The organism is Streptococcus sp. OMI870 (genome assembly GCF_047460295.1).
In the GTDB taxonomy this organism is placed as follows: Bacteria; Bacillota; Bacilli; order Lactobacillales; family Streptococcaceae; genus Streptococcus.
The window spans coordinates 383,666-407,231 of record NZ_JASHGM010000002.1 but is presented as its reverse complement, the minus strand read 5'-3'; the positions used below and the strand labels follow the sequence as shown (position 1 = coordinate 407,231).

Here is a 23,566-nt window from a genome sequence, read left to right as displayed (position 1 = left end):
ATAGAAGAAAATTAAAAAGAATACTTTTATAAACAAGGGATTTTGTCAAAAAAGAAGCAAAATTTGAATGGAGATGTGAAAAAAATTAAAAAATAATATTGACACATATGGGGGTAAGTGTTAATATCGCTTTACCAAAATAGACATTAAAATTCAATGTGTTGATTTTGATGAGAATAAATTTGAAAAAGAGGTTAGAAGGAACTATATGTCACTAATTAAAAATAGCAAGACTACTAAGTATGCCTTGCGTAAAACGTCTGTCGCTTTTGGTTCCGTAGCGGTAGCTACGGTTATTGCAGTAGCAGGAGCTACATCTGTTTCTGCAGATGAAGTTGCTTCAGCTACTACAGCAGTCACTTCAACAACGGCTACTCCAACAAAATCGACAACTGAGGCTAAAGAAGTTGCTGTACCAGATTATTTAGAGACTGCGAAAACAGATGCGGTGACTACTGGACTTGAAGTTACAGAAACAGAAGCAAAGACCCAAGCAGATGAAAAAACTGCTGAGCAAGATTATGCGAAGCAAGCCATTGCTATTGATAAGATTGTAGCAGACTATAAGGCAGAAGTTGCAGCGAATCAAGCAACTTATGAGAAGGGAAAAGCAGTTGTAGATGCGAAAAATGCTGCGGCTCAGGCAGCTTATGACAAGGAAGTTGAAACCTATAACAAAGAGCAAGCTGCTTACGAGAAAGCAGTGGCTGAAAATGCTGCAGCCCTAGCAGATAATCAGGCTGCAAAAGTGGCTTATGAAAAAGCTTTTGAAGAATACCAAACGGCTTTTAAAGCTTATATTGAGTCTGTTAAAGCCAAACAAGCCGTTGAGACAGAAAACAATTTAGCCCAAAAGGCTTACGATATCAAATTGGCTGACTACAAGGAGAAAAAGCGTCTCTATGATGAAGCGCAAGCAGCTTACTTGATTGATAATGAACTATACAAGAAGAAAAAAGCGCAATACGATGATGCTAAAGATGCCTTCAATAAGATGGTTAAAGAGCGTGGAGGAAACCCTGAGAAGTACAAACAAGATTTGACCTTCCTTCCAGAAGAGTTGGAAGATGGGGAAACAACAACGCTTTACCACCAAACAACAGGACTTACTACGTATTTGACAAAAGAAGGTCAATCTCGCTTGTATGGGGACGGTAAAGCTACCAAGATGTATGAAACTAAGAACCTACAAGATTCAGATTTGACAACAACGAACCCATATGCGGATAATGAAATCGAATGGGCAGTGGTCAAAGTTGGAGATAAGTTCGATGTAACCTACAAGGGTCTTAGCCAGGCTACTATCAAAGAAGGTCGTGATATCAAGCGTATTGCTAAAGTGGTCTACAAGTATGAAGTGAAAAGCTTGCCATCTAATGACGGACGAGGAATCGTTCAAATTTACAATGATCCAGCAGTGACAATGACAATCGGTAGCTCAACTGACACAGACCAACCCGTCACAGTTGGTGTTGATGTTGAATTTTATGATGAAAATGATCAATTGATTAATTTAGCTAACTATAATGCCATTTTGGCTTTGAATTCCTTAAACCACTGGAATGGAGCTTCTTATGTTGAAAATGACAAACCTCGCGCCCTCCTTGTAGAAGCTAAAGATATCAATGGAAACACTGTTCGTGGAACTTGGGATCCTTATTCAGATGGTAGTAACCCTAGTCTTGACGGAGCAGATGTTGCTGTGAAGCGTGGCTATGCAAACTTCGGTAGCGCTCAAGTCTTTAATGATGCTGACAATCCATTGAAGATCGTTAGTCAAAAAGCAACTTGGGATGGGAATGGTTTCTCAGTCAGTGAAGAAACTGTCCTTGATGTGACGACAGTCAATGCTTCAGGTGGAGGGAATGGCCATTCTATCGGAACAGAAGACTATGAATTTGGGGGTAGTTCTGATATTGTCGGTGCATATTCAGTTGATGCGGGATCAGGGATTTTGACCTATACTCCACGGATGAAGCACCAAAATACACCTCACGTAGAGTCTGTAAATATTGGGAATAAAGAGTTTATTAAGTTGCCAAACTCTAGTGTTGACCAAGATCCAACTACAAAGGAAGTATTTGCCAAGGAACAAAACCAGTATATGAACGAAGGTGCAACTTTTAATGCGGATCCTTCAAGTTCAACTAAGGGATGGGATGATCCAAAAAGTCCGTATCTCTACTATGGTGGCGGTGCAGTTATCTTGAAAGACGGCCATCTTGAGTTCACTGCTAAGGGAGCAAATGCTACGGATGAAGCAACCCTCTATTGGTTCTCAATCAATTCAAACGTTGCCTTTCCACAAGATCCAGGAGAAGAGCCAGTAAAACCAACAGCACCAACAGCACCAACAGCTCCTGAAAAACCTGAAATCAAAGATGTTCCAGCTGAAAAGGAAGTTCCAGTTCCACCAGCTTCCCCACTTTATAAGGTGGAACCAAAAGTTCCAGAACAACCGGTGAAGCCAACAGCCCCTGAATTGGAAAAGGATCCTGTGCTAAAAGAAACTATCAAACCGACAGTGGAATGGCATAAAAATAATATTCTTGTTACAAAAGAAGAGCCGCAACCGAAACCACAACCGGAACCACAATCGAAACCAACACCTAAGGCAGAGCCTAAACCAACTATTGGCTATCATACGCCTGCGCCAATGGTGAAGCAAAAGGTTGAAGAAAATCCGGTATCTGATGTTATTGAGGTGAAAGAAGTGTTGCCAAATACCGGTACAGAATCTGCAATGACCCTAATGAGCATTGGCTTGTTTGGTATGATTGCATCGGGCTTTGGTCTTGCTCGAAAGAAAAAAGAAAACTAATATCTTTCTTCAATCATTAAAAAACCAGAAGGTATTAATCTTTTGGTTTTTTTGAAGTCTTTGAATACGGTTTATGTGAAATGTTGGAAATTTCTTGTAGGTTCTCTTTCATATTTATGTTACAATAAAACTATTATTATCGAAGGGAGAGACTATGATTAATTCAATTGTTTCACAAGGTTTGATTTGGGCTATTTTAGGATTGGGAATCTTTATGACCTTCCGAATTTTAGATTTTCCAGATATGACGACAGAAGGTTCCTTCCCGCTTGGAGGAGCGGTGGCGGTGACCTTGATCACCAAAGGGGTCAATCCGCTTATAGCGACCCTGGCTGCTATTGGAGCAGGATGCTTGGCGGGCCTTGCGACGGGACTTCTTTATACAAAAGGGAAAATCCCCACACTCTTGTCAGGGATCCTGGTGATGACATCTTGTAACTCGGTTATTCTCTTTGTGATGCAGCGGGCCAATCTGGGGCTTTTGGGTTATAAAAAAATTCAGGAATTTCTTCCTTTTGCCAGTGGGTTCAATGAGATCCTCATTGGCTTGATTTTTGTAACTCTTGTGGTGTTTGGTTTAATTTTCTTCTTGGATACGCGTTTGGGTCAGGCTTATATCGCAACAGGAGACAATCCAGATATGGCTAGAAGTTTTGGGATCAATACCGACCGGATGGAACTGATGGGCTTGGTCATTTCAAACGGTATTATTGCTCTATCTGGTGCACTGATGGCCCAGCAAGAAGGTTATGCGGATGCTTCGCGTGGAATCGGTGTCATTGTTATTGGGCTTGCCAGCCTCATTATTGGAGAGGTTCTCTTTTCAAATGTCACCTTGACAGAGCGCTTGCTCAGTATTGCGATCGGATCGATCGCCTACCAATTTTTGATTTGGGCTGTGATTGCCCTTGGCATCAATACCAGCTATATTCGAATCTTCAGTGCCTTGATCCTAGCTATTTGTTTGATGATTCCGACCTTTAAAGAAAAAATCATGAAAGGAGCGAAACTCAGTAAATGACAGCGATTGTAGAATTAAAAAATGTAACCAAGTCTGTGAGCAATGGGATGAATGAAGAAAAAGTCATTCTGGATGATGTCTCCTTGGAAATTCGAGAACATGATTTTATCACGATTTTGGGGGGCAATGGAGCTGGAAAATCAACCCTCTTTAATACGATTGCAGGAACCCTTCCAGTTAGCAGTGGAAAGATCTATATTCTTGGGGAAGATGTGACCACATACTCTCCAGAAAGGAGAGCCAAATACCTATCGCGGGTTTTTCAAGATCCTAAAATGGGAACTGCACCCCGGATGACAGTAGCAGAGAACCTCTTGGTAGCGAAGTTTCGTGGAGAAAAACGTAGCTTGATTCCGCGCCACTTGGCAAGCTATAAAGAAGAGTTTCAAGCAGTTCTTTCTAAGATTGGCAATGGCTTAGAAAATCATATCGACACAGCAGTTGAATTTCTTTCAGGGGGACAACGCCAGGCTTTGAGTCTGTTGATGGCTACACTAAAACGTCCAGAACTCTTGCTTTTAGACGAACACACCGCAGCCTTGGATCCAAAAACGAGTCAGGCTCTGATGACCTTGACCGATGAGTTTGTGAAACAAGATGCTCTCACTGCCCTTATGATTACTCACCATATGGAAGATGCTTTGAAATATGGCAATCGCTTGATTGTGATGAAAGATGGACAGATCGTCCAAGATCTCAATCAAGAAGAAAAAGCCCAAATGACCATCGCAGACTACTATGAATTGTTTGAGAAAGAATAAGATACAAAGTCCGTAAAATGCAAAGTGAAAATAGGAAATTCTTGCAGTGAGTGGTGCTCACAAGAGAATTTATCTTTTTCACACAGCATTTAGGGCGTGTTCATTTAATAAGATACAAAGGGCGTAGCGGATACAGTGAAAATAGGGAGTAGGACAGAAGCGATATGATTTATGAACGCTTCGTCGTCCTACCCCCACAAGTCTGATTAGGATTCTTCCGAACTGATCAAGCGAGAGAAGAGTTCAATCAGCTACAGTGCCTTGTCTACATGCTAAGCTAGAGAGCTTGTTCTCTAGCTTTTTCTCTTTCTAAAACACAAGCTACTGTTTATAAATATACGTCGTCCCTTCAATGACTGCCTTATACAACAAAAAAGCTTAGAAAGAGTTCAGAAGAAAACTGCATAAAAATAGAAACTAGTTTCAGATGGAATCGCTTGCAATCGCTAAGGGGGTTGAGTATAATATAGATAGAAAGATGAAGAAGGGATTGATTCCAATGCCTTATCGAAATAGTTTTTAGGTTACTTCGTTTTAGGCCTGTTTTGCTGATAGCTGTTCATGCTCTTAACGTAAAAGAGCAGTTATGTCGTGTGTGTCGGATCGGTTGGACGGTCGGGCAAGCCTGCTTAGCTTGTCCGAAGACATAAGAAAACGTGGAAATAGTAGGTAGAAGCTTTTTATAAAGGTTTTCAAACTTCAACGCGTCCAGTCGAAAGCTCATAAATTTAGATTTGGAAAGCAAAGAAAACCTCTGGTATTTTACAAAAATACTATTAAATGAAATCAACATCATAAACATTGTTTTGTTAGCCAATAGGTTAATTGCACCAAGTCAGCGAAGCAGACCAGGCCTCTAGTCCCGTAAGACTGGAGGCCATTTTTATAAAGATACAAAGGAGGGGGTGAGAGTATGGGATTGTCGTATGGGCAAGAGTACAGTTGTCGTGACCATTTTCGGCAAAGGGCTTTTGAGCGCTTTGGCATAGATGATCAGCACCTGAACCGCTGGATCAACCAACACCTCCCTTCCCTCTCTCCTTATGATGGTGATGTGGTTCAACCAGCCAACACGGAAGCCTATGTAGCTAGTGATGGAGTCATCTTTGTCTGCAACATCAAAAGTCGTGAGTTCATCACTTGTTTCAAGGCGGTTAATTACCAAGAACCAAAGGAAGAAGAGGAAGTTTACACGGACATTCATGAAAACAATGTCACTTCTTTCAAAAAGGACTTGCACCACTTGGTCAACCGCTACCGGCTCAAGGAAGCCAAAGAACTGTTTGAAAATATTGGAGAGGACTTGGATGACTTTTATCGTCTGTCCCAAGCAATCAAGAACGGTCAATTGAGTGTTCGAAATAGCAAGCGCCTAGAGGAATTGTTGGCTAAGTTCCATGTGATCAAGGCGGCTATGCGGATTATTGAAAATAAACGGGGAGATTACCATCTTTAGGGGTCTTTTCCCCCTAAAAATAGGCGCCTAGAAGCCTTCTCATCTACTTTAGATGGGGAGGCTTTTTTGCTGTGGGAAAGCTTTTTGAAAAAAATAGAAAAAAATTGTATAATAGAGTGGATATGCAAGTATTTGCAAAGCTGTAATTCGACTTGGGGAACCAAGGACCGTAAGTATTAAAAAAATTACACTAAAGGAGACAACAGTGAGTAGTATTAAATTAGTCACTCTTGGCGGTGTTCGAGAAAATGGGAAAAATCTCTACGTCGCTGAAGTGAACGAATCGATTTTTGTCTTGGATGCGGGATTGAAGTATCCAGAAAATGAGCAACTTGGGGTGGATGTCGTCATCCCAAATATGGACTATCTTTTTGAAAATAAGGAGCGCATTGCGGGTGTTTTCTTGACCCACGGTCATGCGGATGCTATTGGAGCCTTGCCTTATCTTCTAGCTGAAGCGAAAGTCCCTGTATTCGGGACAGAGTTGACCATTGAGTTGGCCAAACTCTTTGTAAAAAGTAATGACAGTGTCAAGAAATTCAATGACTTCCATATCATCGATCAAAATTCGGAGATCGATTTTGGCGATGCTGTTGTATCCTTCTTTCAAACCACCCACTCGATCCCTGAAAGTATTGGGATTGTGATCGGTACTCCTGAGGGGAATATCGTCTACACAGGAGACTTTAAATTTGACCAAACTGCAAGCGAGTCTTATGCGACCGACTTTGCACGCTTGGCTGAGATCGGACGTGAAGGGGTGCTTGCTCTCTTGAGTGATTCAGCCAATGCGGATAGTACCATTCAAGTTGCCAGTGAGCAAGAAGTAGGGGATGAAATCCTGGATACCGTTGCGGACTGGGATGGTCGTGTGATCGTGGCAGCCGTAGCCAGCAACCTTTCTCGGATCCAGCAGGTCTTTGATGCTGCTGCTGAGACTGGACGTCGGGTGGTCTTGACAGGATTTGATGTGGAAAACATCGTCCGAACAGCCATTCGCTTGAACAAATTGTCTCTTCCCAACGAAAAACTCTTGATCAAACCCAAAGAAATGAGCCGGTTTGAGGATCATGAATTGATTATTTTAGAAACAGGCCGGATGGGTGAGCCGATCAATGGTTTGCGTAAGATGTCTATCGGCCGCCACCGTTATGTGGAAATTAAAGATGGGGACTTGGTCTACATCGTCACTACACCGTCTATTGCCAAAGAAGCAGTGGTGGCACGTGTGGAAAATATGATTTACCAAGCTGGTGGAATTGTTAAATTGATCACGTCAAGCTTGCGCGTGTCTGGTCACGGTAACGCACGAGACTTGCAGTTGATGATCAACCTCCTTCGACCTAAATATCTCTTCCCAATCCAAGGTGAGTATCGTGAGTTGGATGCCCATGCGCGGGTGGCGATGGAAGTCGGTATCCTACCTGAAAATATCTTTATTCCAAAACGTGGATCCGTGATGGAATATGAAAAGGGTGACTTCGTTCCTGCGGGAAGTGTCTCGTCTGGAGATGTCATGATTGATGGGAATGCCATTGGCGATGTGGGCAATATCGTCCTTCGTGACCGTAAAGTCTTGTCAGAAGATGGGATCTTCATCGTCGCTATTACGGTGAATCGCAAGGACAAGAAGATTATTTCCAAAGCGCGCGTGCATACCCGTGGATTTATCTACGTCAAGAAGAGTCGGGATATTCTTCGTGAAAGTTGCGACTTGGTCAACCAAAGCGTTGAAGACTATTTGACACAAGACAGCTTTGACTGGGGTGAGTTAAAAGGTTTGGTACGCGACAACTTGTCTAAGTTCTTATTTGAACAAACCAAACGTCGTCCAGCCATCCTACCAGTCGTGATGGAAGTGAAATAAAGTAGAAGAAAAGGGAACGCTTGGCGGCCGGAGGCTTGCCGAGTGTTTTTAACAGTAGAAAGAGGAAATCAAATGGCAGTTATGCAGATTGAGTATTATTCAGAAGCCTTGAAGATGGAGTGGGGTGTGTCCGTCCTTTATCCTGACGCGTCGCGCGTGGAGGATCCAGCGGATACGGATATTCCTGTCCTTTATCTTTTGCATGGGATGAATGGCAATCATCATTCTTGGTTGAAGAGGACCAATGTAGAACGCATTTTGCGAAATACCAATCTGATCGTGGTCCTCCCCAATACCAATAATGGCTTCTACACAGATACCCAGTATGGCTACAACTACTACACGGCCATCGCGGAAGAGTTGCCAGAGACTCTTTCTCGCTTCTTCCCGAATATGACCAAAAAACGAGAGAAAACCTTTATTGCAGGTCTGTCCATGGGTGGCTATGGCTCGATGCTCTTGGCCCTCAAGACAAATCGTTTCTCTCGAGCTGCGAGTTTCTCTGGAGCACTTAGTTTTCACGATAGAGACTTTGAAAACAATGACTTGGAGAAACCGGCCTTTTGGAAGGGAATCTTTGGGGATATAGAAGATTGGACGACGAGTCCCTACTCCCTTGAGACTGCTGCGAAGAAGTTTTCAGATAAAAAGACCAAGCTCTGGATCTGGTGTGGGGAGCAGGATTTCCTCTATGAAGCTAATCAATATGAAGTGAAGGCATTAAAGAAATTAGGCATGGATGTCACTTATAGCCACAGTCCAGGCAAGCACGAATGGTTTTATTGGGAACGGGAGTTGGAACACTTTTTACAAACCCTGCCAATTGACTTTGAATTAGAAGAACGGTTAAAATAAGATACAAAGCCCGTAAAATGCAAAGTGAAAAAAGGAAATTGTCGCAGGGAGCGATGCTCACAAGAGAATTTATCTTTTTCACACAGCATTTAGGGCGTGTTCGTTTATTAAGATGGAAACAATCATCATATGGAGGCTGGGACAAAAGTCCTAGCCTCTTAATTGTTTTTGGATTGTCGAGCAAGACACAGTGGTTGAGTGGTCTCTACTACGCTGATTTCATCAGCTTTTACAGCCCTACTCAACTGTGCGGAGGTGGGACGACGAAATCGAATTCTAACGAATGACCGATTTCTGTCCCACTCTCTTTTCTTATATATAGGAAGAAAAGTTGGAATTGTCACTTATTCATTTCAGTCCCGCTTTCTTTGTGGTATAATAGGAACGATTGAAAAATGAGCTAGAAATAGCGAACAAGACAAGAGGAGAGAAACATGGTAAAAGATATTCGTGTGCGTTATGCACCAAGTCCAACCGGACTACTACACATCGGAAATGCTCGGACAGCATTGTTTAACTACTTGTATGCACGCCACCATGGTGGAACCTTTATCATCCGTATCGAAGATACGGACCGCAAACGTCATGTCGAAGACGGTGAACGTTCCCAGCTTGAAAACCTTCGTTGGTTAGGCATGGACTGGGATGAAAGTCCTGAGACGCATGAAAACTACCGCCAGTCTGAACGTTTGGAACTCTATCAAACATACATTGACCAACTCTTGGCGGAAGGAAAAGCCTACAAATCTTATGTGACAGAAGAAGAGTTAGCGGCAGAACGTGAACGTCAAGAAGCAGCCGGTGAAACACCTCGCTACATCAACGAATACCTTGGCATGAGCGAAGAAGAAAAAGCAGCTTACGTTGCAGAACGTGAAGCTGCGGGCATCATCCCGACGGTTCGTTTGGCAGTGAATGAGTCTGGTATCTACAAGTGGCATGATATGGTCAAGGGTGATATCGAGTTTGAAGGTGGCAATATCGGTGGTGACTGGGTCATCCAGAAGAAAGATGGCTACCCAACCTACAACTTTGCCGTTGTCATCGATGACCACGATATGCAAATTTCTCACGTTATCCGTGGAGATGACCACATTGCCAACACACCAAAACAGCTCATGGTTTATGAAGCGCTTGGATGGGAAGCACCTGAGTTTGGTCACATGACACTTATCATCAATTCTGAAACTGGTAAGAAGTTGTCTAAACGGGACACTAACACCCTTCAATTTATCGAAGATTACCGTAAGAAGGGCTACCTTCCAGAAGCAGTCTTTAACTTCATCGCCCTTCTTGGTTGGAACCCTGGTGGGGAAGATGAGATCTTCTCTCGCGACGAACTGATCAAGCTCTTTGATGAAAACCGCCTTAGCAAGTCTCCAGCAGCTTTCGACCAGAAGAAACTAGACTGGATGAGCAATGACTACATCAAGAATGCAGACCTTGCGACCATCTTTGAAATGGCTAAACCATTCCTTGAAGAAGCAGGTCGTTTGACAGACAAGGCTGAAAAATTAGTGGAGCTCTACAAACCACAAATGAAGTCAGTGGATGAAATCGTTCCATTGACAGACCTCTTCTTCTCTGACTTCCCAGAATTGACTGAAGCTGAGCGAGAAGTCATGGCTGGTGAAACGGTTCCGACTGTACTTGAAGCCTTCAAAGCGAAATTGGAAGCCATGTCAGACGATGAGTTTGTGGCAGAAAATATCTTCCCACAAATCAAAGCAGTCCAAAAGGAAACTGGTATCAAAGGGAAAAATCTCTTTATGCCAATCCGTATCGCTGTTTCAGGGGAGATGCATGGTCCTGAATTGCCAGATACCATCTATTTACTTGGACGTGAAAAATCTATCCAGCATATTGAAAATATGTTGGAAAAAATCAGATAATTATCAGAAAAGTCCCTATTAAAAGGGGCTTTTTGTTTTAGCTCTAAAGTAAAAGTATTATAGGAGTTTATCAAAAAATTGCCCCGGTTTGACAAATTGACACGACCGAAAACGCTTTTATCACTATTTAAAACAAAAATTATAAAAAAATAGCAATAATTAAGAATAATTGCTTCCAAAATTCGACAGATTAGTCTATAATGTTAGGGAAATAAAAAATGCAATAAGGAGATAGAAATGTTTTTTAAACGTTCTAATGGTGAATTCCGTGAAACGGATCGAGTGACTCGTTTCAAATTGATCAAGTCAGGTAAAAACTGGTTGCGTGCAGCGACTTCAAACTTTGGTCTTTTGAAAGTCATTCGTGGTCAAGTCGAAGAGACAGTTGTAGCTGAAGTCCGTGAAGACGCAGTATCAGTGAAGGAAATGACAAGCCGAGGCTTGCTCAAGGGGATCGTAGCAGCAGGGGCTGTTCTTGGTGCAGCTACAGTAGCAAATACTGCAAAAGCTGATGAAACTGGATCAGACGTTGCGACTGCATCTGAACTTTCAAGCGAAGCACTTGTAGACCAAGGAAGTACAGTCCTTGGAACAACATCAACAACAGAATCTCAGTCTGAATCAACAACAGCATCAACAACTGAGTCAACTACTGAATCTCAATCTCAATCAACAACAGAATCAGCTAGCGCTTCTGCCTCAACATCTGTAAAAGTATCAGCATCTCTATCAGTTTCATTGAGCGAACAAGGTTCAGCAGAACTTTCAGCAGCTTCAAGCGAATCAACTGTAGCAGCTGGCTCTGAAGCAAGGGTAGAAGCTACTACAACAGTAGCGAAAGCTGAAGATAAAGTTGTTTTGGAACAAAACACTTCAGAAGCAGCATTGTTGAACAAGATTGCAGGAGACTACTCAGCAACTGTATCGGCTCCAGAGAAGAAAGCAGCACTTGATGCGGCAATTTCTAAAGTTCAAACTGAATTGACAGCAAGCAACAGCTTGATCAATGCCAATGCATCAGCGCAAGCATACGCAGACCAACGCGAACGCTTGAGCAAGTCAGTAGATGACATGATGGCAACCTTGACTGCAGCAGGCTTTACTGGTAATACAACAGTCAATGGTGCTCCAGCCATTTCAGCTCAGTTGTCACCAATCTCAACAAGTACTAATGGAACGACAGTTCCAGTTATTACAGATGCGAACGGTGCAACGATTGAGGATGCAGCCTTCAGCAAGTCTGGCTATGCTTTGGATCCAAACGCTGATCGTTTCACTTTCGGTGTATGGCAATTCCTTAAAACAGACCATTCTACTGGTGCGAAAACAAACTTTGATTACTATGCTACTCTTGCAGTAGATCGTTCTGCCATCACTGGTAGTCTTTCAGCTAATCCAGATGTTTACTTGCGTATTGTGAAGAAATCTGATGGATCAGAAGTCTACACTCGTACCCTCAAAGCTGGAGAAAGCAACATCTCACTTCCAAGCTACATCACCAACAACAACTCTGATGTAACCAATACTTTGACTTATACAGGTGCTAACGGCACTGATCCAGGAAACGTTACCTTCTCATTGGTAAATGCGAAGCTTGAGTATGAAACACTTCAAATCCGTGATACTAACTATCCTGGTAATGAAGGTGAAGACAAACAAAACGTTCAAACTTCTGTTCCTTATGCAACAGTTGATCAAACAACTCACTATAAGCTTATCCAAGGTAACTCTACTCCAGGTCAACTATACAAACCTACTGGAAATGAAACAGATCTTGCAAGCTACACACAAACAGGTCTTGCAGGACAACAATTTACAGCTTCAAACAACCGTGATATCCCTGGTTACAAGCATGTAGCTGCTACAACAGATTCTACTCAAAAAACATCTGGTATCCTTGGTAAAGGTGTTGTCGGTCAAAAACTGGTCGAACTTCAAGGTGGAGCCAACCACTACTATGTGAAACGTATTTCTGAAATCGTGGATACAAATGGTTCGACTGTAACGAAATTCTACGCTCTTGATCCATCTCAAGTGAACAATTTTGCTACATCTGATATTGGTACTGAAGATGTATCTAAGTACACACTCATCTACACAAGTAAAGTTAATAAGGCTGGTGAAGAGTGGAAGTCTGATGAGACTAAAGTTACAAAAGTAAACAGCAAAAATGGTGACTACTACATTGAAGTCAACGAAACAGCTGGAAGCAAATCACTCATTATTACTGGTTGGTCGTCTCCTACTGAGACAGATACTTATAAACAAATGGACGGAACTCTACATACTTATCCACGTCCATTCAAAGGTGCTCCAAGCACATCATTGACACCTGCCGGAGCTGGTAATAACAGTTACAACATCATTGCTGGTAAAGTTCCAGAAATCCAAGCAGAAGGATCTGTTGCGAATGACCCAACAGCACCAAATGGTAAAGTATACTCTGATTTGAAGGGTTATTCATCATTCTCAAACAACTACTCAATTCCTACTGCGATTAAACCATCAACTGATGTAAACTATTACTTTGAGAAAATGGGTGATTCTGAATCAGCTTCTCAATCACAATCTTTCTCTACCTCTGCTTCAAACTCGCAATCCGAGTCAGAAGTAGTGTCTAAATCACAATCTTCATCAGAATCAGAAGTAGCGTCTAAGTCACAATCTGTATCAGAATCAGAAGTGGTTTCTAAATCACAATCAGTGTCACAATCAGAATCAGAAGTGGCGTCTAAGTCACAATCTGTATCAGAATCAGAAGTAGTTTCTAAATCACAATCAGTGTCACAATCTGAATCAGAAGTAGTATCTAAGTCACAATCTGTATCACAATCAGAATCTGATACAACATCAGCTTCTAAATCAGCATCAGAATCAGCATCTGCATCATTGAGCCAATCAGAAGTTGAGTCAGCATCTGCATCAGAATCAGCATCTGCATCATTGAGCCAATCAGAAGTTGAATCAGCAAGTGTATCTGAGTCACAATCAGAATCTGCTTCTAAATCTGCATCTGAGTCAGCATCAGCATCTAAGTCTGCTTCAGAGTCAGCAAGCGCGTCAGAATCTGCATCAGCGTCAGCGTCTGAGTCAGCAAGCACATCTGCATCAGAATCAGCAAGCGCGTCAGAATCAGCATCTGAATCTGCTTCAACATCAGCATCAGAGTCAGCAAGCGCGTCAGAATCAGTATCAGCATCTGCATCAGTATCAGCGTCTGAATCAGCATCAGTATCTGAATCAGTATCAGCATCTGCATCAGTATCAGCATCTGAATCAGCATCAGTTTCAGAATCAGTATCAGCGTCAGCATCAGTATCAGCGTCTGAATCAGCATCAGTATCTGCATCAGTATCAACATCTGCATCAGTATCAGCGTCTGAATCAGCATCAGTATCAACATCTGCATCAGTATCAGCATCTGAATCAGTATCAGCATCTGCATCAGTATCAGCGTCTGAATCAGTATCAGCATCTGCATCAGTATCAGCGTCTGAATCAGCATCAGTATCTGAATCAGTATCAGCATCTGAATCAGCATCAGTTTCAGAATCAGTATCAGCGTCTGAATCAGTATCAACTTCTGTATCCATTTCAGAATCATTGAGTACTTCAACTTCACTTTCTACATCAGTATCAGCATCAGCATCTAACTCTTCATCAAATTCTGAAAGTGAAAAACCTCAAGGTGAAGTTATTATTACTTACATCCGTGAGAATGATGGTAAGGAAATTAAAGTCCAACGTCAAGATACTCCTAAGTCAGACTACAACACGCCTTATGACACTACTGAGAACGATGAACAACCTAAGTACATTGAGTTTGAAGGTAAGAAATACGAACGTGTACCGGCTGGTGATTATCCAGTAGGTAAAGTTGATAGTGAAGGACATCTTGAAACTTCTGATCCAATCAAAGGTAAAGTAGAAAAACCAGTTTCTAAGATTACTTATGTTTATAAAGAGGTTAAAGAAGAACCAGCACAACCTAAGGGTAATGTATATGTTCACTACGTAGACACTGAAGGTAACAAGATCAAGGAATCTGTAACGGACGAAAAAGATCAACCAGTTGATAAAGATTACGATACAGTAGTAGACAACCGTCCGAAAACAATCGAGTTCCAAGGTAAGACATACGAATTGGTACCAGCAGGTAACTACAAAGTAGGTCAAGTCGATGAACAAGGTCACTGGACAGGTGATGACGCTACAACTGGTAAAGTAATCGAAGGTGATAAGAATGTCACTTACGTCTACAAACTTAAGGAAGATCCAACGAAACCTAAAGAAGGTGAAGTAATCATCACTTACATCCGTGAAGAAGATGGTAAGGAAATTCAAAAACCTCGTCAAGATACACCAAACTCACCATATGACACACCATATAACACAACTGAGGAAGGTGAAAAACCTAATACTATCAAGACTCCAGACGGTAAGACATACAAGATCGTACCGAAAGGTGACTACCCAGTAGGTAAAGTCGACGGCGATGGACACTTGGAATCATCTGATCCAATTAAAGGTAAAGTTGACAAACCTAAATCAACTATCACTTACGTTTATAAAGAAGTGAAGGGTAATGTATACGTTCACTATGTAGACGTCAATGGTAACAAGATTAAAGACGATGTCACTGACGAAAAAGATCAACCAGTTGATAAAGATTACGATACAGTAGTAGATAACCGTCCACAAGAAATCGAGTTCCAAGGTAAGACATACGAATTGGTACCAGCAGGTAACTACAAAGTAGGTCAAGTCGACAAACAAGGTCACTGGACAGGTGATGACGCTACAACTGGTAAAGTAATCGAAGGTGATAAGAATGTCACTTACGTCTACAAACTTAAGGAAGATCCAACGAAACCTAAAGAAGGTGACGTTATCATCACTTACGTAGACGAAAAAGGTAAAGAAATCAAGAAACCTCGTCAAGACACACCAAACTCACCATATGACACACCATATAACACAACTGAGGAAGGTGAAAAACCTAATACTATCAAGACTCCAGACGGTAAGACATACAAGATCGTACCGAAAGGTGACTACCCAGTAGGTAAAGTTGATGGCGATGGACACTTGGAATCATCTGATCCAATTAAAGGTAAAGTTGATAAACCACGTTCAATCATCACATACGTTTACAAAGAAGTGAAAGGTGACGTTTACGTACACTACAAAGACACTGAAGGTAACACTATCAAGACTTCAGTAGTTGACGAAAAAGATCAACCAGTTGATAAAGACTACGATACAGTCGTAGACAACCGTCCAAAAGAAATCCAATACAATGGTAAGACATATGAATTGGTGCCAGCAGGAAACTACACTGTAGGTAAAGTTGATGGACAAGGTCACCTTGAGTCATCAGACGCTACAACAGGTAAAGTTATCGAAGGACGTAAAGACGTAACTTACATCTACAAACTTAAAGAAGAACCAACTCAACCTAAGGGTAATGTTTACGTTCACTATGTGGATGAAAATGGTAAGACCATCAAGACATCAGTGGTTGATGAGAAAGACCAACCAGTAGGTAAAGACTACGATACAGTTGTGGATAACCGTCCTAAGACAATCGTAACTCCAGATGGTAAAGTCTATGAATTGGTACCGCAAGGTAACTACCCAGTAGGTAAGGTTGACGGTGAAGGTCACTTGACAACAACTGACCCAACAACTGGTAAAGTCATCGAAGGTGATAAGAACGTTACTTACGTTTATAAACTTGTGAAGACGCCAACCGTTCCAACACCAAACACACCAGTACCACCAACTCCAACACCAAATACTCCTGTAGATCCAACGCCTAATAAACCAATGGATCCAACACCAAACACACCAGTGAACCCAGTTCCTGAGCAACCAGCTCAACCAGCTCCAGCTCTTGAACAACTTCCAAATACTGGTGAAACAGGATCTGTAGCTTCAGCTCTTCTTGGAGCAGTTGCAGGGGTTGCAGGGGTTGCAGCACTTGGACGTCGCAAAGAAGAAGAAAAATAATCTTCTATCCTAATTTGATTCGGTCATTTCAAGTATGTGGGAAATGAAAAAGGATCAAGAAAGAGAACCTTCGGGTTCTCTTTTTGTATTTGGTTTTCGTGTCAGAAAATGGTCTTAATTAGTTACATTAGGGGAAAAATAAGGTATAATAACTTGATATCTAAAATTTAAGGAGCGGACATGTTTTTTAAACGTTCGAAGGGTGAATTTCGTGAAACGGACCGAGTTACCCGCTATAAATTAATCAAATCAGGAAAGAATTGGGTACGAGCATCGGTCTCTCGACTAGGGCTTTTTCGTGTCATGCGAGCTGGTGTGGATGAAAAAATCATGGTTAGATATGATGATTCTTCACGTCAAATGCCTGCAGACCTAGTAAAAGGTATGGTTGTACTAGGGGCTCTTGCTGGAGCAACAACAGTTGCTAATCGAGTATTAGCAGAGGAAAATGGGGTGAATTCTACTCTTGAGTCTGAGATCAGTCCATCAACCGGCATTGTTGATCAGGATAGTTTTGTTTTGGGTACGATGTCTGCTGTGGATTCTGTCTCAGTGAGTCAGTCTATTAGTGAATCGGAATCTCTCTCAGAGTTCAGAAGTCAGTCTTCTTCTGTCAGCGCCTCCCTCTCTCAGTCGATTTCTATCAGTGAATCACATCTTACAAGCAGTTCAGCTCATCATGTGGAGAGTCAGTCTTCGGTTGAAGTAGCTAGCAGTAGTCGTTCGGAGGAAATCTCTCATAGCGAAACGGTTAGTGAAAAGGGTGAAACGGCCGGGAATGCTCAGACCACTCGCTCGGAAGACCAGGTGAAGCGTCTGCAAGTCTTGGCATTAGATTTATATACTTATCGCGCTCAAGCCATGGAAATCCCGGGGACCGAATCTGCTATTGAGTATGGAGATCTGGCTTTAGAAGCTATTCGTTCAGGGTTATCTAATCCAGCCATCCAAATCGACGCAGTAGAAAGTCAAGCAAAAACCGCTCGGAATCGTTTGGTCAACGCGGTGCTGCGCGCGACATCTGGTCAGCGCGACCCTCGAAATGGGAACCGTATTGACACAGATACCAGCCTTCGTGCGCCCCAATACAATCTAGGGCCAGCCAATAATGCTTTGATTTCTGTCTATAATTCAGATTATATCAATCATGCTTATAATGTTGTTGAAACGATTCCTACACGAAATAGTATTAAAAGCATTGGCTACGCTTCTGGTAGTGATCGTGTGAATGGCATCAACGTTCCTCAGACGTCGGCACTAAAAAATAGTGCAGTGGCTTTTAATATTGTGGGAACCGTTGGCCAGACAGAGGTCGTAACGCCTGGGAAAATTTATAATCTTTCTTTTGTGGTGACTAATACGGCTAGGCAATCAGTGACACGTACGCTTCGTATTCAGGTTTTGCCACAAAATGATGGCATTCGAAACCCGATTACGGCTGTGACAACGGGGACTTATGTTAATGACACAAGTAATCTCGCTCAAGCCGAAAAAGATAAGGTTTGGGAGGCCTTTAAGACTGCTAACCCAAATATTGCCACTTCAAAGGATTTTAAATCTTATTCGGTTTCATCATCTGGTGTGGTGACTATTACTTATAAAGATAACACCACAAATGATGTAACCGCTCCTGTTAAGCGCCTAGCAGCACCGACGGTTGAGACTCGCTTACTAGAGAAAGCCTATACTCAAACACCTGTAACGGTGACGGGGGCTGAGCCAGGGTCTACTGTTGTCTTATACAATAATGATGATGAAATCGGAACAGCAGTGGCAGATGCTTCGGGTCAAGCGATTGTGACACCGACAGTGAAGTTGCAAACAGGTGGAGTAACAGCCAAAGCTCGAATCCTCTATGGTGAACATGCGGTTTATTCAGATGCCAGTAATTCTGTAGCTGTAACGGATGCCACACGTCCTGAAGTGACGGCTAAGTTGACTGTTAATGGTGTAGAACCGAAGTCAACCCCTCTTGAAGGTGGAGGGAAGAATTATGTCCTTTATGCTGGTGATGATGCAGTTGTGACTTTTACAGCTACTGATGACAGTGGCAAGTTGAAAGAAATGAAAGTCGTTGCACGAGCAGATTTGAACGACAATGCCTTGAACGGGAATTTCTTTGGTGGCAGCCAGTATGGAACAGGTGATATTGCACCTATCACGGGAGAGATTACGGCTACTAGTGCCAACCCTGCAACCATCACAACGACCATTCATTTGAAGGATGATCTTTACCATACCTACCGGAATACATGGCAACGCAACGTCGCGGCTATTGACAAGGCGTCCAATATGAATCGACCAAATGGTTTGGGAGAGATTCGGATGACCCAAGGACGCTTAGCTGATCGTACGCCAGGTGTAGCCCCAACGGGTACTATTCAGGTGACGAGCCTAACTGCATTGACAGATGCAGATAAGAGCAAGGTGATTGAGGCTGTGTCAGCTGTCAATCCAGAGGTAGCCAACCGTATTAAGGCCTATACGGTTAATAGTGATGGTACAGTCACCATTACTTATAAAGATAGTACGACCAATGTCGTAGCTGTGAAATTGTCAGATAGTGATCATAGTCAGTCAGTTTCGCAAAGTGTTAGTCAGTCTAAGCAAGAATCCATTTCACAAAGTCGAAGCGAGTCCACTAAGCAGTCTACTTCGATGAGCCTTTCATTGAGTACACTTGCTTCAAAAAGTGTTTCAAGCTCCTTGAGTGAATCCTTGAAGACTAGCGTATCACAAAGTCAATCTACTTCAACAAGTGTGTCTTTGAGTGCTGTGAAATCACAGAGTGTCTCAAATTCCTTGAGTGAGTCCTTGAAGACTAGTGTCTCACAAAGTCAATCTACTTCAACAAGTGTGTCTTTGAGTGCTGTGAAATCACAGAGTGTCTCAAATTCCTTGAGTGAGTCCTTGAAGACTAGTGTCTCACAAAGTCAATCTGCTTCAGCGAGTGCGTCCTTGAGTGCTGTGAAATCACAGAGTGTCTCAAATTCCTTGAGTGAATCCTTGAAGACTAGCGTATCACAAAGTCAATCTTCATCAACGAGCCAGTCACTTAGCTCAGTTCAGTCAAAAAGTTTGTCAGCATCGTTGAGTAGTTCAGTCTCAGAAAGCCAATCTGTGTCTAGCTCGCTGTCTGTTTCGATATCGGAATCTGTTTCTATGTCTGAGTCAGAATCGGCCTCCGAATCAGTTTCTGCTTCATTGAGTGAGTCAGTATCGTTATCTGAATCAGTGAGTGCATCTGCATCCACTTCAGTTTCAGTAAGTCAATCAGTAAGTGCGTCTGAGTCCACTTCAACGTCTGAGTCAGAATCGACCTCCGAATCAGTTTCTGCATCTGAGTCAGCCTCAGAAGAAGCTTCTGCTTCATTGAGTGAGTCAGTATCGTCATCTGAATCAGTGAGTGCATCTGCATCCACTTCAGTTTCAGTAAGTCAATCAGTAAGTGCGTCTGAGTCCACTTCTACGTCTGAGTCAGAATCGACCTCCGAATCAGTTTCTGCATCTGAGTCAGCCTCAGAAGAAGCTTCTGCTTCATTGAGTGAGTCAGTATCGTCATCTGAATCAGTGAGTGCATCTGCATCCACTTCAGTTTCAGTAAGTCAATCAGTAAGTGCGTCTGAGTCCACTTCTACGTCTGAGTCAGAATCGACCTCCGAATCAGTTTCTGCATCTGAGTCAGCCTCAGAAGAAGCTTCTGCTTCATTGAGTGAGTCAGTATCGTCATCTGAATCAGTGAGTGCATCTGCATCCACTTCAGTTTCAGTAAGTCAATCAGTATCAGCGTCTGTTTCTACGTCTGAGTCAGAATCGACCTCCGAATCAGTTTCTGCATCTGAGTCAGCCTCAGAAGAAGCTTCTGCTTCATTGAGTGAGTCAGTATCGTCATCTGAATCAGTGAGTACATCTGCATCCACTTCAGTTTCAGTAAGTCAATCAGTATCAGCGTCTGTTTCTACGTCTGAGTCAGAATCGGTCTCAACGTCAGAATCAGTATCTACATCTGAGTCAGCATCGACATCTGAATCAGTATCAGAGTCAGTATCTGTTTCCACATCTGAATCAGTTTCTACATCTGAGTCAGTATCGACATCTGAATCAGTATCAGAGTCAGTATCTGTTTCCACATCTGAATCAGTTTCTGCGTCAGAGTCAGCATCAGTTTCTACATCTGAATCCGTTTCTACATCTGAGTCAGCATCGACATCTGAATCAGTATCAGAGTCAGTATCTGTTTCTACATCTGAATCCGTTTCTACATCAGAATCAGTATCGACTTCTGAATCAGCATCTACCTCAGAATCATTATCGACTTCTGGATCCGTTTCAACATCTGAGTCAGTATCGACTTCCGAATCGGTTTCAACCTCAGAATCAGTTTCAACGTCAGAGTCATTATCGACTTCCGAATCGGTTTCAACCTCAGAATCAGTTTCAACGTCAGAGTCAGCATCGATGTCTGAATCAGTATTGGCTTCTGAATCAGCATCAACCTCAGAATCGGTCTCAACATCTGAGTCAGTCTCAACATCTGAGTCAGTATCGACATCTGAATCAGTTTCAACCTCTGAATCAGTTTCTACATCTGAGTCAGCATCGACATCTGAATCAGTATCAGAGTCAGTATCTGTTTCTACATCTGAGTCAGTATCGACATCTGAATCGGTCTCAACGTCTGAATCGGTATCGACATCTGAATCAGTTTCTACATCTGAGTCAGCTTCGACTTCAGAATCGGTCTCAACGTCAGAATCAGTTTCTACATCTGAGTCAGTATCGACATCTGAATCGATCTCAACGTCTGAATCGGTATCGACATCTGAATCAGTTTCTGCGTCAGAGTCAGCATCAGTTTCTACATCTGAATCCGTTTCAACGTCAGTAAGTCAATCAATGTCAACGTCTGAATCCGTTTCTACATCTGAGTCAGCATCGACATCTGAATCAGTATCAGAGTCAGTATCTGTTTCTACATCTGAATCCGTTTCTACATCTGAGTCAGTATCGACATCTGAATCGGTTTCAACGTCTGAATCGGTATCTACATCAGAATCAGTATCGACTTCTGGATCCGTTTCAACATCTGAGTCATTATCGACTTCCGAATCGGTTTCAACCTCAGAATCAGTTTCAACGTCAGAGTCAGCATCGATGTCTGAATCAGTATTGGCTTCTGAATCAGCATCAACCTCAGAATCGGTCTCAACATCTGAATCAGTTTCAACCTCTGAATCAGTTTCTACATCTGAGTTAGTCTCGACATCCGAGTCATTGTCAGCCTCAGAATCAGTGTCTACGTCTGAATCGATGTCAACCTCTGAATCAGTATCAGCCTCAGAATCTGTTTCTACATCTGAGTCTATATCAATGTCTGAATCAGTTTCTGTATCTGAATCAATGTCAACATCTGAGTCAGTATCGACTTCCGAATCGGTTTCAACCTCAGAATCAGTTTCAACGTCAGAGTCAGCATCGATGTCTGAGTCATTATCGACTTCCGAATCGGTTTCAACCTCTGAATCAGTTTCAACGTCAGAGTCAGCATCGATGTCTGAATCAGCATCAACCTCAGAATCGGTCTCAACATCTGAGTCAGTCTCAACATCTGAATCAGTTTCAACCTCTGAGTCAGTATCTACTTCAGAGTCATTGTCAGCGTCTGAGTCATTGTCAACATCCGAGTCAGTATCAGCCTCAGAATCTGTTTCTACATCTGAGTCCGTGTCGACATCTGAATCGCTGTCAACATCCGAGGTCTCTGAATCAGTCTCAGCATCCGAGTCGGTTTCTGTATCCGAATCAGTTTCAATGTCTGAATCGGTGTTGACATCAGAGTCATTGTCAGCGTCTGAGTCATTGTCAACATCCGAGTCAGTATCAGCCTCAGAATCTGTTTCTACATCTGAGTCCGTGTCGACATCTGAATCGCTGTCAACATCCGAGGTCTCTGAATCAGTCTCAGCATCCGAGTCGGTTTCTGTATCCGAATCAGTTTCAATGTCTGAATCGGTGTTGACATCCGAGTCATTGTCAGCCTCTGAATCAGTGTCTACGTCTGAATCGATTTCTACCTCAGAATCAGTATCAACGTCTGAATCGGTGTCAACCTCTGAATCAATGTCAACCTCTGAGTCAGTATCTACTTCAGAGTCATTGTCAGCGTCTGAGTCATTATCAGCGTCCGAGTCAGCGTCGACGTCAGAATCAGCGTCAGAATCAGTGTCTACGTCTGAATCAGTATCGACTTCTAAATCAGCATCGACGTCCGAATCAGTTTCTACTTCAGAATCTGCATCAACCTCTGAATCGGTTTCAGCATCCGAGTCTGTATCAACGTCTGAGTTGGTGTCAACGTCTGAATCAGTGTCGACATCCGAGTCGGTTTCAATTTCTGAATCGGTCTCAACGTCCGAATCCGTATCAACGTCTGAGTCGGTTTCTACCTCAGAATCAGTTTCTACCTCAGAATCAGTTTCAACGTCTGAGTCGGTCTCAACCTCAGAATCAGTTTCAGCCTCTGAATCAGTATCTACTTCAGAATCGGTTTCAAGTTCAGAATCAGTCTCAACGTCCGAGTTAGTTTCAACGTCTGAATCAGTATCGACATCTGAGTCGGTTTCAGTGAGTCAATCACAATCAGTATCAATATCTGGTAGTGGTTCACAATCAGCTTCTGGTTCAGAATCATTGTCTTCATCAGAATCAGCAAGTGGTTCACAAAAACACAGCCAATCTGTGGCGCTTCCGAATACTGGCGAAACAGGAACTGTGACATCAGCTCTTCTTGGGGTTGTTACAGGGTTAGCTGGAATTGCTGGACTGACCCGACGTAAAAAGAAGGGGAACTGATCTAGTAGGAAATATCATTTTTTCGAGTG

At 42.6% G+C, this 23,566-nt stretch carries 9 protein-coding genes; all 9 read left to right on the top strand.

Annotation, left to right across the window (positions count from 1 at the left end; all coding sequences use genetic code 11):
- Window positions 1-208 precede the first annotated feature (208 nt).
- The 9 genes from QM968_RS05905 to QM968_RS05865 all read left to right on the top strand — a co-directional run bounded on the left by QM968_RS05905 (window position 209) and on the right by QM968_RS05865 (window position 23,537).
- Entirely contained in the window at window positions 209-2,821 is a 2,613-nt protein-coding gene (locus tag QM968_RS05905; RefSeq protein ID WP_414382937.1) for a GbpC/Spa domain-containing protein, read from the top strand.
- Window positions 2,822-2,975: 154 nt separating this feature from the next.
- On the top strand, window positions 2,976-3,842 hold the full coding sequence (locus QM968_RS05900) for an ABC transporter permease (RefSeq protein WP_009731788.1): 867 nt from the start codon (window positions 2,976-2,978) through the stop codon (window positions 3,840-3,842).
- On the top strand, window positions 3,839-4,603 hold the full coding sequence (locus tag QM968_RS05895; protein WP_414382935.1) for an ABC transporter ATP-binding protein: 765 nt from the start codon (window positions 3,839-3,841) through the stop codon (window positions 4,601-4,603). Before QM968_RS05900 ends, QM968_RS05895 begins: the two co-directional genes overlap by 4 nt.
- A 913-nt stretch (window positions 4,604-5,516) precedes the next feature.
- On the top strand, window positions 5,517-6,059 hold the full coding sequence (locus tag QM968_RS05890; RefSeq protein ID WP_414382933.1) for a hypothetical protein: 543 nt from the start codon (window positions 5,517-5,519) through the stop codon (window positions 6,057-6,059).
- A gap of 205 nt (window positions 6,060-6,264) precedes the next feature.
- Complete coding sequence (locus tag QM968_RS05885) at window positions 6,265-7,926, top strand: ribonuclease J (protein WP_070594323.1); 1,662 nt, start codon at window positions 6,265-6,267, stop codon at window positions 7,924-7,926.
- Window positions 7,927-7,998: 72 nt separating this feature from the next.
- A complete protein-coding gene (locus QM968_RS05880; RefSeq protein ID WP_070594325.1) occupies window positions 7,999-8,781 on the top strand; it encodes an alpha/beta hydrolase in 783 nt (260 codons plus the stop codon).
- A 434-nt stretch (window positions 8,782-9,215) separates the two neighbouring features.
- Complete coding sequence (gltX, locus tag QM968_RS05875) at window positions 9,216-10,673, top strand: glutamate--tRNA ligase (RefSeq protein ID WP_070594326.1); 1,458 nt, start codon at window positions 9,216-9,218, stop codon at window positions 10,671-10,673.
- Between the two features lie 237 nt (window positions 10,674-10,910).
- Window positions 10,911-16,685 carry an accessory Sec-dependent serine-rich glycoprotein adhesin gene (locus QM968_RS05870; RefSeq protein ID WP_414382930.1) on the top strand — a complete coding sequence of 1,925 codons (5,775 nt, stop codon included), beginning with the start codon at window positions 10,911-10,913 and terminating at the stop codon, window positions 16,683-16,685.
- Window positions 16,686-16,865: 180 nt separating this feature from the next.
- Entirely contained in the window at window positions 16,866-23,537 is a 6,672-nt protein-coding gene (locus QM968_RS05865) for a KxYKxGKxW signal peptide domain-containing protein (RefSeq protein ID WP_414382928.1), read from the top strand.
- Window positions 23,538-23,566: the final 29 nt, after the last annotated feature.

Bases quoted from the DNA above. Each gene is read 5' to 3' on its own strand.
- QM968_RS05905 (WP_414382937.1), top strand. From the start codon at position 209: ATGTCACTAATTAAAAATAGCAAGACTACTAAGTATGCCTTGCGTAAA.
- QM968_RS05900 (WP_009731788.1), top strand. From the start codon at position 2,976: ATGATTAATTCAATTGTTTCACAAGGTTTGATTTGGGCTATTTTAGGA.
- QM968_RS05895 (WP_414382935.1), top strand. From the start codon at position 3,839: ATGACAGCGATTGTAGAATTAAAAAATGTAACCAAGTCTGTGAGCAAT.
- QM968_RS05890 (WP_414382933.1), top strand. From the start codon at position 5,517: ATGGGATTGTCGTATGGGCAAGAGTACAGTTGTCGTGACCATTTTCGG.
- QM968_RS05880 (WP_070594325.1), top strand. From the start codon at position 7,999: ATGGCAGTTATGCAGATTGAGTATTATTCAGAAGCCTTGAAGATGGAG.
- gltX (WP_070594326.1), top strand. From the start codon at position 9,216: ATGGTAAAAGATATTCGTGTGCGTTATGCACCAAGTCCAACCGGACTA.
- QM968_RS05870 (WP_414382930.1), top strand. From the start codon at position 10,911: ATGTTTTTTAAACGTTCTAATGGTGAATTCCGTGAAACGGATCGAGTG.
- QM968_RS05865 (WP_414382928.1), top strand. From the start codon at position 16,866: ATGTTTTTTAAACGTTCGAAGGGTGAATTTCGTGAAACGGACCGAGTT.